This window comes from Candidatus Alistipes pullistercoris, assembly GCF_027665465.1.
GTDB lineage: Bacteria > Bacteroidota > Bacteroidia > Bacteroidales > Rikenellaceae > Alistipes_A > Alistipes_A hominis.
In genome coordinates this window covers 1-12,413 of sequence record NZ_JAQDED010000013.1, presented here as the reverse complement: position 1 = coordinate 12,413, position 12,413 = coordinate 1, and the positions used below count along the sequence as shown (strand labels likewise).

Sequence of the window (12,413 nt, the reverse complement as noted above, 5' to 3'; positions counted from 1 at the left end):
GGGCGTAACTTTGCACCCGAACGGCAGGGTTCGCCGCAGGTGGCGCAGCCCGGAGTTTGAAAGGCATTCCCCCAATCCGTCCCCGACGGATTTTTATGTTCGCCTGAACATAGCAAGATGTCTTTTCAGCCGCTCAAAACGTTTTGAGCAGCCACGAAAAGCACTTGCCCTTGCAGGGGGCGGGCTTCCTCTCCGAAGTCGGGAAGCCTTTCAAACCTGCGGTGTCTGTACCCCAAGCGGCGGCTTATGCCGTCCATCCGCTAAATCCAAAGTTTATATGAAAGAGAAAAGAAACAAGACCGGGAGAAATCCCAAACTTGATCCGGCGGTGTTCCGTTACACCGTCCGTTTCAACGAGGAGGAACACAACCGTTTCCTCGCCATGTTCGAGAAGTCGGGCGTTTACGCCAAGTCGGTTTTCATCAAGGCGCACTTCTTCGGGCAGCCGTTCAGGGTGCTGAAAGTGGACAGGACGCTGGTGGATTATTACACCAGACTGTCCGATTTCCATGTGCAGTTCCGCGCGGTAGGCACGAACTACAACCAAGTCGTGAAGGAACTCAGGCTGCATTTTTCCGAGAAAAAGGCGATGGCGTTGCTCTACAAGCTGGAGCAGCAGACCGTCGAACTCGTGAAACTGAGCCGTCAGATTGTGGAATTGTCGAGAGAAATGGAGGCGAAATGGTCGCAAAAATCAGTGTAGGAAAGTCGCTGTACGGCGCGCTTGCCTACAACGGGGAAAAGATCAACGAGGCGAAAGGGCGGCTGCTCACCACCAACCGCATCTACAATGACGGCACGGGGACGGTGGACATACGCAAGGCGATGGAGGGCTTTCTCGCCTGTATGCCGGAGCATACGAGGGTGGAGAAACCGGTACTCCATATCTCGCTCAACCCGCATCCCGACGACGTGCTGACCGATACGGAATTGCAGGACATCGCACGCGAGTATCTGGAGAAACTCGGCTACGGGAACCAGCCGTACCTTGTTGTCAAGCACGAGGACATAGACCGCCACCACCTGCACATCGTGACAATCAATGTGGACGAGAAAGGCAGGCGGCTCAATCAGGATTTCCTTTTCCGCCGCAGTGACCGCATCCGCAGGGAACTGGAACGGAAGTACGGGCTGCACCCGGCGGAGCGTAAGAACCTACGGCTGGAAAATCCGCTGCGCAAGGTGGACGCTTCGGCGGGCGACGTGAAAAGGCAGGTCGGGAATACCCTCAAAGCGTTGAACGGACAGTACCGTTTCCAGACGATGGGCGAATACCGCGCCCTCCTTTCCTTATATAATATGACGGTGGAGGAAGCGCAGGGCAACGTGCGCGGACGGGAGTATCACGGGCTGGTCTATTCCGTCACCGATGATGCCGGAAACAAGACGGGCAACCCGTTCAAATCCTCGCTTTTTGGGAAGTCCGCAGGCTATGATGCCGTGCAGAAGAAATTTGCCCGTTCCAAGCAGGAGATTAAGGACCGGAAACTCGCTGACATGACGAAACGCATCGTCCTTTCCGTGCTTGAAGGCACGTATGACAAGGAGAAGTTCGTTTCGCGGCTCAAGGAGAAGGGTATCGACACCGTGCTGCGCTACACGGAGGAAGGACGCATCTACGGAGCCACGTTCATCGACCACCGCACGGGCTGCGTGCTGAACGGCTCGCGCATGGGCAAGGAACTTTCCGCCAACGCCTTGCAGGAACACTTCACGCTGCCTTACGCCGGACAGCCGCCTATTCCGCTTTCCGTTCCGGTGGAAACAGGAGAGGATATGCGCGGACAGACCGCATCCGACCACGAGTACACGGCGGGCGGTATCGGTCTGCTCACTCCCGAAGGTCCGGCTGTGGATGCCGAGGAGGAAGCCTTTATCCGGGCGATGCTGCGCAAGAGGAAAAAGAAGAAGCGCAAGGGCAAGGGCTTGGGAATGTAACCGGAAGTATCAACAATCAAAATTTTTCAATCTATGTCACAACAAGAAGACGATTTGAGGGCATTGGCGAAAATCATGGATTTTCTGCGTGCCGTGAGTATTATTTTAGTGGTCATGAACGTGTACTGGTTCTGCTATGAAGCCATACGGCTCTGGAGCGTGGACATCGGCGTGGTGGACAGAATCCTGATGAATTTCAACCACACGGCGGGGCTGTTCCGTTCCATCCTCTACACGAAACTGTTCGCCGTCCTCCTCCTTGCCCTGTCCTGTCTGGGGACGAAGGGTGTCAAGGGAGAGAAAATCACTTGGGGAAGGATCTGGACGGCACTTGCCACAGGGTTCGTGCTGTTCTTCCTCAACTGGTGGATACTGGCATTGCCGCTGCCGGTTGAAGCGGTGACGGGGCTTTACGCGCTGACCGTAGGCACAGGCTATGTATGCCTGCTGATGGGCGGTCTGTGGATGAGCCGCCTGTTGAAACACAACCTCATGGATGACGTGTTCAACAACGAGAACGAGAGCTTCATGCAGGAAACACGGCTTATCGAAAGCGAGTATTCGGTAAACCTGCCCACACGCTTTTATTACAGGAAACGTTGGAACAACGGCTGGATCAATGTCGTGAATCCGTTCCGTGCCTCCATCGTTTTGGGTACGCCGGGCAGCGGAAAGTCATACGCGGTGGTAAACAGTTTCATCAAACAACAGATTGAGAAGGGCTTCTCGATGTATGTCTATGATTTCAAATTCAGTGACTTGTCCACGATAGCCTATAATCATCTGCTCAACCACCCGGAGGGATACAAGGTGAAGCCGAAGTTCTACGTGATAAACTTCGACGACCCGCGACGCAGCCACCGTTGCAACCCCATTCACCCGGATTTCATGGAGGATATTACGGACGCTTACGAGAGCGCGTACACCATCATGCTCAACTTAAACAAGAGTTGGGTGCAGAAACAGGGCGACTTTTTTGTGGAATCGCCCATCATCCTTTTCGCGGCTATCATCTGGTATCTCAAAATTTTTCAGAACGGCAAGTATTGCACGTTCCCCCATGCCATCGAGTTCCTGAACCGCCGTTACGAGGATATTTTTCCGATACTGACCTCTTACCCGGAACTGGAGAACTATCTTTCTCCTTTTATGGATGCATGGCTCGGAGGGGCTGCCGAGCAGTTGATGGGGCAGATTGCATCGGCGAAAATTCCGCTGTCGAGGATGATTTCCCCGCAGCTCTATTGGGTGATGTCGGACAGCGAGTTCACGCTGGACATCAACAATCCCGAAGAGCCGAAAATCCTCTGTGTGGGCAACAATCCGGACCGTCAGAACATTTACGGGGCGGCTCTCGGTCTGTATAATTCCCGTATCGTGAAGCTCATCAACAAGAAAGGGATGTTGAAGTCGTCGGTCATCATCGACGAGCTTCCGACGATATACTTCAAGGGGTTGGACAACCTTATCGCCACCGCGCGAAGCAACAAGGTTGCCGTGTGTCTGGGTTTTCAGGATTTCAGCCAGTTGGTGCGCGACTATGGCGATAAAGAAGCCAAAGTCGTGATGAATACAGTCGGCAATATCTTCTCCGGTCAGGTGGTGGGCGAAACCGCCAAGACGCTATCCGAACGGTTCGGAAAGGTGTTGCAGAAACGGCAGTCCATTTCCATCAACCGGCAGGATGTTTCCACCTCCATCAACACGCAGATGGACGCGCTTATCCCGCCGAGCAAGATTTCCGGGCTTACGCAGGGCATGTTTGTCGGTTCGGTATCAGACAATTTCAACGAGCGTATAGAGCAGAAGATTTTCCACTGTGAGATTGTCGTGGATGCCGAGAAGGTCAAGCGCGAGGAGAAAGCCTACAAGCCGATACCTGTCATTACCGACTTCACGGATGAGGACGGCAACGACTGTATGAAGGAAACAGTGCAGGCGAATTACAGGCGTATCAAGGAGGAGGTGAAACAGATTGTTCAGGAGGAGTTGGAACGCATCGCTAATGACGAAAATCTGAAACATCTGTTGCAGCAGAAATAGCCGGCAGGCGGCAACGAAAACGGGCGGGACAAGTTTGATACCTTGTTCCGCCCGTTATCTTTACCTGAAGTTTTCCGGATTTTCCTCTTTCAGCAATTTGTTTATGGTCGTTATCGTATGCGTCTGAAAGTAGGTCTTCAGTTCTGCGTCATCTTTCAGGAGTATGCCGCATTCCTCATCATAAGTTCCGATGATATATTTTTTAAGTTCGGAGAAACTTTCCGCAAACGGTATCTGCCTGTTTTCCTGCCAGTATTCGGTTACGGATTCAGTGATAAACGCCTTTAACACGGCTTTTCCCTCTTTGTCCAGTTTCTTGAAGCGTGTCGTTTCACGGCTCACGGGTAACGGCTCCGGCAGAATATCCTCCGGATTCTTGCCGCTGCGCATGGCGGACATGCAACTCTTGCAGATATGTTGTGCGTGACCTTTGCCGCTGAACTTCTCGTTCGCCTTGTAGTCACCGCAGATACGGCAATAGTGTCCCTGCTGTTTCTTCTTCTTTTTCGCCATGCCTATTACTGTTTCAACAATTCCAAGCCTTTCTCTGTAAGGCGGTATTTCTGTCGTGGGTGTTTAGGCTTTTCCGGGTAAATCGGCTCCACCAAATCCAGCCTTATTGCAGGATATAGGTAGAGTTCCAAGAAATTGCTTTTGTCTTTCAATCCGATTATACCCATAATCTCTTTTGTCGAGAGCGTCTGTTTCTCGATTGCGGACAACACTTTTCCCACTTGTGGGGTGGTTGCGGGGTAACTGTCGGGCGACTGTGGGGTGACTGTCGGGTTGTACCCCACAGCTTTCCGGACATAGCGGAAAATAACCCATACGCTGTTTCCGTCCGTATGGAATTCCGGATCAGGAATGCCTACACGCTGGCACTCGCTTATAATAAGCCCGATGCCCCTTCCCCAGCTTTCCAAGACCTCGCTTTTATACAATACATTCGCTATGATCAGGTTTTGCGGTTCTGAATTATGACCGCTTAACAGCTTTTCCATTGTCATGTCAGGTGGAAATGTTCCGCTGTTCTCTATTTCCACACGGTCGTCATAGATGGCTATCCCAACCGAGCTTCCGGGACGGTGGTACGAGCGGTGGCACAAGGCGTTTGTGCAGCACTCCCTCAAAGCCTTGTAAGGTATTTCCAGTTCCTCCTCACGGTATAGCCCCTCTATCTTTCCGGAAAGGGAGAGATGCTTGAAAAAAAACGCCATTGCCGCATCCAGCAGTGCGTAGATATTCCCGGTGACACGTTGATTGTCTATAAACTCGTCTTTCGTCGTGCCTTTGAAACGCGCCAGACGGAGCAGGCATTGGGGATAATAATAAAAATCACGACCGAGCAGCACTGCTGAAGCATTGTTAAGTTTCCCGTCATGCAACAGACTGAATTTTTCGAGAATGGTCGGCAGGTCTTCCCTTATGGTTGCTTCAGGTAAACGACCGCTTCTGATTCCCCCGCGTACAGCACTAATGACGGCATGTTCGTCAAGGTCAGATATTTTAAGGTCAGGATTTGTTATTGCTTCCCAAGCGTATTTCCCGCCCCGCTGTATCAGATATTGGTTATACATCTCCTGCGGCATGGTGGATGTCGCGCTTTCCACTCGCTGGTAAGCCCGTCCTTTGTAAGAGAACGGACGCATATATCTTTGTTATGCACAAGCATGCAACCGCCCCGGGTCAACAAACAATTATGTGGGATGATACTTTTCTGGAACTTTATCCAACATTTCCATAAAACAACATTTCCACTGATTTGCAGACAGACTTACAATTTGACAATTAAGATTTATTCCGTACTTTTCACTAATTCCTCTGACTTGATTTTTTCTGAATAGTGTCTTCAAGACTGTTCTGACTGGCAAATCGGGTTTATGTAACAAGCAAGTGATAAATTTCAGATATTTTCCTTTCAATTCATAACCTATATGCATTTTTCTTCTTTCAATCCTTAAAAGTGCTGACTTGACTTTTGGTGGTGGCAAAAAACTTTCTTGAGATATTTCATACATAAGTTTTAAATCAAAAAAAGTATGATAAAATACAATATATGGGTTGAATACTTTTTCTGAAAATAACTTTTCGGCAGGTTCAAGTTGCATTATCAACGAACCACCCATAAAATGCTCAACACAATCAAACATCAAGGATTTTAAAATATCAGAAGTTATTCTGAAAGGTATGTTAGACACAACTTTAAAATTTCTTTTTGGTATAGTGTAACCCCTAAAATCACAATCAATAATCTTGACATTGTAATTGTTGGCAAACTTATTTTTTAAAATGCACAATAGAGATTTATCATTTTCTATTGCAATCACGTTTATACATTGACGAACTAAATGAACAGTTATAAAGCCTTTTCCTGCCCCAATGTCGAGAACAGTATCGGTTTCATTTATTTTAGCAATTTTAATTGCATCAGCAATCAGCACTTTATCAATAGTAAAATGTTGCCCCGTGAATCTAACGGGCAGTTTATTTTTTATCATTACTTATTTCTTGAAAATGAATACTTGGGTTCAAATCACAAGGAAGTGATAAGACAGTATTCAATCCACAGAAATAAAGTTTTGATACAAATCTTTATAACATAGATAAATAACCTATGACTGTATTGCTATAAAAGATAACAACACACCATTCGATAATATTAATGGATGGACTGTCTATCACTTAGATAGTAGCCTAAGGTCTGAAGTAGAATGCAAATGAAACAGAATACATAAGTATTAATTATTAAATTTGTGCAAAGATAATAAAAAAAATGCCTGTGCATAACATGCGGTCATAAAACATTTGGGGTGAAGTGGTTATTCGAGCATACTGCCACGCATCAACTTTCGGTGTCGGTTGATAGGAACACAGCCCGCTCTCCCAAACGTTTCATACCGCAAAACCGTTCTTCCGCAGACAGTGCGATGACGCTTTTGCCGGTGTCTGGTATTTCAGTATAAGAAACTTCAACTGTGGCAAAAGGCTCGATACGCCAGACTGCGTCCGCTATATCCCGCTTGGTTTTGTCGCTCACGTCCTGTCCGATGATTTTTCCCTTGTCGGTGACACCGAACAATACCGTGCCGCCTTCTCCGTTAAGGAAAGCACAAAGCGTTTCCATGCCGCGCTCCAACTGTCCGGTGGTTTCCTTGAACTCCACCCGTCCGCATTCTTTTTCGGCTATCAGCCGTTTTACTATGTCGAGGTTGTCTATGCTCATATACAATTCTGTAATGTGGGTACAAAGATAGTGCTTTTCGCTGGTTTTCGGGCGAATAGATAACGAAATGTATCTGCACGGCAGGTACAAAACCTACAAAAAATCAGAGAGTGGCATAACGTCACCCCCTGATTCATCATTGGTACAGGATTATTTTCTCAAACGTTCCATTTCCTCGTCGCGGAGCATCCTCTCGTTCAGTTTCTCCTGCATCCTGTCAAGGAAATAGGTGCGGCTTTCGTTCTTCCGGCGTTTGATGTCGATATAGAAGCGGTAGCAGTCCTTTGATTCGACCCCGAAAATCTTGTAGAGGAGCGGGGCGAGCTGTTTAAGCGGCATGTTGCCGTTGTTGATGCAGCCCATCTCGTTGATGCCGTAGATAAGTTCCACGAGGTCGATGGCGTTGCCCGTCCATTGCAGGGGTGGAGCGGGACTTTCGGTTGTGTTGTCGGAGGATGTACGGATGGGGATTAGTGGTGGCACTTGGGGAGCGGCAAGGAACTTCTGCATCTTCCTAACGAAAGAGAGTGCCTTGCTGATGTAGGCTGCAACCTCCCTCTTTTCTTCGGGAAGATTGCGCACGGGATGGTGCTGCAACTCGATTTCAATGTAAGCCAGCGCGATGATGGTGCGGTTGGTGTCCACATTGCCGTTGCATAGTTCGATCACTTGCGTGGCGAAAGCCGTGTATGCCGTTTCCATATTGCAGTCCCCGGCTTCGTTTATACGACGGAAGAACTCGGTTTCCGTCAATAAGAAATAATTCATGTCCTGTCAATTTTGAAATTTTACACTCTGTTTTTCGGTATGCGCACATGAATATGATTGGCAAAAAGCGTGTCCATAAAATAAAAAATCCGGCACGCTCTCTGCAAGGTGCTGGATTTCAGAGTGATAATTTCGCGATTTATTTATCTGAAAGGAATTGTATTCAGCTTAAAGTGTTCATTTGCTGAACATTCGTCCATTTTATGGACATCAAACGCACGCTTTATAGATATGGCGGACCACTCCGTTGCGGTACACCTTCTGTGAGGTCAGCGTCCATTGTTCCTGCGGCAAGGCGGATTGGAAGAAACGCTTTCCCGTTCCGGCAATGAAAGGAATCGTGTAAAGTATGATTTCATCCACCACACGCATACGCAGCAGCCCGTTGATGTAGTCCGCTTTTTCAGGAGTGACTTCCGCCAGATAGCAGATGTCTGTTGTGGATTTCCGCCATTCGTCAAGCATGGAGATGGAATAATCCGGTGTGATATGATAAAGGGCGTTTTCCCTTATCTCATTGATACCGCAATCTTCAAGGCGCAGTTCCTTATACGCTTTGCAACATAACTCGGAGCTTTGACAACCGTCCATCGTGAGGACGGCAAGAATCTGTACTTTACCCATTATCGTTTCCTTTCGTTGGGCAAGGGCAAAAAAGTAGCGTGCAAATCACACTACTTTCAAGCGACGGCTCTGGTAAAGCCTTTTACGGAGAGTACGTGAATGCACGCTATGCGTAGGCATAGCATAAGCATCACGCAATCGTCTCCGTAGTGTCAATTTACCAGATTTTCGCTCGAAACGCCTTGCGGTCTTATGTTATATATAGGCGGCAAAAGGCTCTGCCAATCGCCGTTACCTTCTAATATGTCATGCAAAGATAGCCATTTTCAGCGAATTGCGGGCTATGATTGCTCAAATTTATACTTCAATCCATATTCTTCCAGCTTGTTATAGAGTGTTGTTCTGCCTATTCCAAGCAGTTCGGCGGCGACCTTCCGGTTCCCGTCAGCCTGCTTCAAAGCGCGTATAATCCGCTCTTTATCTTCCTCGTCGTTGCGTAGGGAGAAGCCGGTAACAGAGGTTGTTTCGGTTATCCCAAGCTCCAGATACTCTTTTGTGACAAGTCCCGTCTGAGCCTGCAACACCGCACCCATGATTTTCTGCCGAAGCTCGCGCACGTTGCCCGGCCATGAATTGGTCAGCAACGCTTTCCGTGCTTCGGAGCTGAATCCGCTAACCTTGCACTCCAATTCATTGTTGGCAATCTCGCGGAAGAACTCCGCCAGCGGCATGATGTCCTCCTGACAGTCACGCAATGGCGGTACGGTTATCTCGAAGTCGTGCAGACGGTACAGTAAGTCCTGACGGAAACGCTTTTCATTGACCGCCTTTTCCAGATTCTCGTTGGTGGCTGCGATGATACGGACGTTGAAACTTCTATCCGTTTTATCACCAACGGGACGGTATCGCCGCTCTTGTATGGCACGCAGAAGCATCTGCTGGGTTTCCAGTGCAAGGTTGCCCACCTCGTCCAAAAACAGCGTGCCGCCTTCGGCTTCATGGAAATATCCTTTCTTGGCACTGTCCGCACCGGTGAATGCGCCTTTGACGTGTCCGAAAAATGCCGATGGAGCAAGCTCTTTGTTTAACGATCCGCAGTCCACAGGCACAAACGGTTTGCCAGAACGCTTGCTTTTGTCATGCAGATGGTGGGCGATATGCTCCTTGCCCGTGCCGTTCTCACCGAATATCAGTACGCTCATGTCAGTTGGTGCTACCAGCCTTATCCGGTGCATGATTTTCCGGAAGGCTGAACCGTCACGAGCAAACACGGGCATACGGCTCCGTCCGACATTGCGTTCTTTCAATATGGTGCGGAGTAATGGGACAAGTTTGTCCTCCACAAGCTGTTTGGGTATATAATCCAGCGAGCCGAGTTTCATACTTTCCACAGCCGTATGCACTTCGGCATAGTCGGTCATAATGATGAACGGCTGCGTCATGCCTTCCTTGCGCATCCAACGAAGCAGGTCGATACCGTTGCCGTCAGGTAAGCGAAGGTCTGAAACCACTATGTCACCGTCAGCGGCTTGTTGCAGATGTTTCTTCGCTGTCAAGAGGTGGAAAGCCTGCACTGTACGGAATTTCTCACGTGCCAGCAGGTTGCAGACAAATTCGCAATACACGATATTATCTTCCACCACGATGATTTTTGTTTTAACCATTGTTGTATTTTCTCCTTTCTTCTTTTGCCTGTTGGATTATCTCCGAACCCTTATCCAATACGGCAGTCACGGCTTTGTTCAATGCTTCATAGTCGGGAGCGGCACTTCCATGAAGCTGTTTATAAAGTTCCCTTAACGGCTGGTCGGCACGGAGTATCTCCCACGAGCTGCGCAGGTGGTGTGTAAGGGCGTCCAGCTCCTGAAGGTCTTTCCGTTGTTTCGCCTCCCGAACCGCCTGCATTTCCTTCTCGGTTTCCGTAATCAGTTTCTCCAGCATGACGGATTCATTGCCGTAGGATAGCAGGGATGTGAAATCCGGCTTTTCATTTTGTGCCGCATTCATGGCACATTTATTTGAAATCTCCATCAGTTCAGATATGGAGAACGGCTTGAACAGGCATTCTGTGAATCCATGTTCTATAAGTTCCTCTTTGCCGCAACTGCCCGAAGCTGTTATCACGACTACCGGGATATCCCTTGAATTGCCAACGTTGGAAGTGCGCAACAGTTCCAGCAACTCGAAACCGTTTATATCCGGCATATTCAGATCCGTCAGCAGCAGACTATATTCGTTCCGACGTATCATTTCCATCAGCTCCGCAGCATCGGTGCAGGTATAGCAGTGTATTCCCTCCTGTGCATACATTTCTTTCAGCATCAGAAGCAGCACTTCGTCATTGTCGATGGCAATAACATTATGGAATGTACGGATATGATGAATCTGTGTTCTATTTATCTGTTCCGGCAGTTCCTCAGCTGTCTGCATGGGTATTTCCACTGTGAAACGGCTACCTTTACCTTTTTCGCTCTCCAGCCGTACTGTACCGCCGAGCATTGCCACGATACGCTGCACGATGGACAATCCCAGTCCGAAGCCGTCTTTTGTGGCGGCGTTTGACAGACGTTCAAACGCACCGAATATACGTTGTTGCTCCTCTTCGGTCATGCCCGTTCCTGTATCTTTGACGATTAGCTTCAGCAAACCGTTATCATACCCCATTGTCAGAGAAACGCCACCGTTCTCAGTGAACTTGATGGCATTTGACAGCAGGTTATTTCCAATTTGTAGAATACGTTCCTTATCGGTCAAGACAACAGCATCCGTGTGATTCGTCACAGTAAGAGCAAGTCCCTTGTTTATGGCAATTGGCATAAACTCTGATTCGAGCGTATGCGCTATTGATGAAATCCTACACGTGTAGAAATTAGGCTGTTCCTTGCCGTTGTCCAGCCGGAAGAAACTCAGAAGAGTATTAAGCATTTCACGCATACGGTCGGAGGATTGCTGAATATTTCGGATATACATCCCGGTTTTATCCGTATCGAAGTTTTTTGGTATCAGTCCGGCATAGCCCGTTATTGTAGTCAGCGGTGTGCGTAATTCATGGGTAATGGTATGTACGGCTTTCTTGCGAGAGGCTATCAGTGCCTCGTTTCGCTTTGCCATTTGTTGCAGTCGCTCGATTAAATCTGCGGTTTCCTGTTTATATCGCTTGATGCGGTTGGCATTTCGGTGTATGATGATATATGATATGACCAGTAGCAGTATAACGAACCCTGTCAAGCCCCCAATCTGAATGAACGACCGTTCCCGCATGGCTGTTATCTCGGCTTCCCGCTTTTGTAGGTCAGTTTGTACTTTCCCGTCTATTTGAACAACCAGTCCTTGCAGTTGCCTGTTAAGTTCCGCATTTCGTGCGGCAAGGCTATCGGCATGAACCGATAAGCGACGGCTTTGCGCCTGTTGTTCGGTTCTCATATTCCGGTTAAAGGAACGGTACATCGTGGTAGTCACAGTTGGTTTCGCTTCTTCCTTTTTGCCGAAGATGCCCAAGAATCCTTTTCGTTTAGGTTTCTTGGGTTGTTCTTGCACACTTTTCTGCGCGATTACGGGTACTTGACGGGTTATCTTATCGTTGATGGCTTGTTGCTGTTCAAGTATCTGCACGATTTGGCACATCTGCCGTTCCTTATCTTCGAGAAGATGGCGTACGCTGTCTATACGCTCTGCCGGATAGGTAGCTTTGAAACGGCAGAGCATACTGTCCATTGCCATACGCTGTGCATGGTAATGTTCGATATCTTTATCGTTCCATTCCAGTATTGTTTCACCAAATAGAGAGAATTTTATCATTTGAATATTGATATTGTTTATCTTCTATGGAACACATGCATTGCCAATTTCTATATGTGTCCCTGTAATTCGTTCTAAT

8 protein-coding genes and 3 pseudogenes are annotated in these 12,413 nt (G+C 48.4%); 3 read left to right on the top strand and 8 right to left on the bottom strand.

Annotated elements, in window-relative coordinates:
- Nucleotides 1-277 precede the first annotated feature (277 nt).
- From mobA to mobC, 3 genes are read left to right on the top strand one after another with little or no spacing between them, the layout of a single operon-like run.
- The gene (mobA, locus tag PGR91_RS13040; RefSeq protein WP_073342401.1) at nt 278-703 is read left to right on the top strand and encodes a conjugal transfer protein MobA; all 426 of its coding nucleotides are present in this window, start codon (nt 278-280) and stop codon (nt 701-703) included.
- Entirely contained in the window at nt 682-1,938 is a 1,257-nt protein-coding gene (gene mobB, locus PGR91_RS13035; RefSeq protein WP_073342398.1) for a conjugal transfer protein MobB, read from the top strand. Before mobA ends, mobB begins: the two co-directional genes overlap by 22 nt.
- Nucleotides 1,939-1,971: 33 nt before the next feature.
- Entirely contained in the window at nt 1,972-3,981 is a 2,010-nt protein-coding gene (mobC, locus tag PGR91_RS13030; protein WP_073342395.1) for a conjugal transfer protein MobC, read from the top strand.
- Between the two features lie 60 nt (nt 3,982-4,041).
- Here the strand turns inward: mobC and PGR91_RS13025 are convergent, their stop codons facing one another.
- From PGR91_RS13025 to PGR91_RS12990, 8 genes and pseudogenes are all read right to left on the bottom strand, one after another.
- Nucleotides 4,042-4,494, bottom strand: coding sequence for a hypothetical protein (locus PGR91_RS13025; protein ID WP_073342393.1), 453 nt, complete (start codon nt 4,492-4,494; stop codon nt 4,042-4,044).
- A 5-nt stretch (nt 4,495-4,499) separates the two neighbouring features.
- Nucleotides 4,500-5,639: pseudogene (locus PGR91_RS13020) on the bottom strand (ATP-binding protein); the annotation flags it as partial.
- 39 nt (nt 5,640-5,678) lie between these two features.
- Nucleotides 5,679-6,479, bottom strand: coding sequence for a 23S ribosomal RNA methyltransferase Erm (erm, locus tag PGR91_RS13015; RefSeq protein WP_073342390.1), 801 nt, complete (start codon nt 6,477-6,479; stop codon nt 5,679-5,681).
- A gap of 407 nt (nt 6,480-6,886) precedes the next feature.
- Nucleotides 6,887-7,204: pseudogene (locus PGR91_RS13010) on the bottom strand (helix-turn-helix domain-containing protein); the annotation flags it as partial.
- A 150-nt stretch (nt 7,205-7,354) separates the two neighbouring features.
- The gene (locus tag PGR91_RS13005) at nt 7,355-7,972 is read right to left on the bottom strand and encodes an RteC domain-containing protein (RefSeq protein ID WP_073342387.1); all 618 of its coding nucleotides are present in this window, start codon (nt 7,970-7,972) and stop codon (nt 7,355-7,357) included.
- Between the two features lie 210 nt (nt 7,973-8,182).
- Nucleotides 8,183-8,596, bottom strand: a complete 414-nt coding sequence (locus tag PGR91_RS13000; protein WP_073342384.1) for a dihydrofolate reductase family protein — start codon at nt 8,594-8,596, stop codon at nt 8,183-8,185.
- A gap of 281 nt (nt 8,597-8,877) precedes the next feature.
- Entirely contained in the window at nt 8,878-10,200 is a 1,323-nt protein-coding gene (locus tag PGR91_RS12995) for a sigma-54-dependent transcriptional regulator (protein ID WP_073342381.1), read from the bottom strand.
- Nucleotides 10,193-12,358, bottom strand: a pseudogene (locus PGR91_RS12990) (ATP-binding protein); the annotation flags it as partial. The gene PGR91_RS12995 and the pseudogene PGR91_RS12990, both read right to left, overlap by 8 nt.
- Nucleotides 12,359-12,413: the final 55 nt, after the last annotated feature.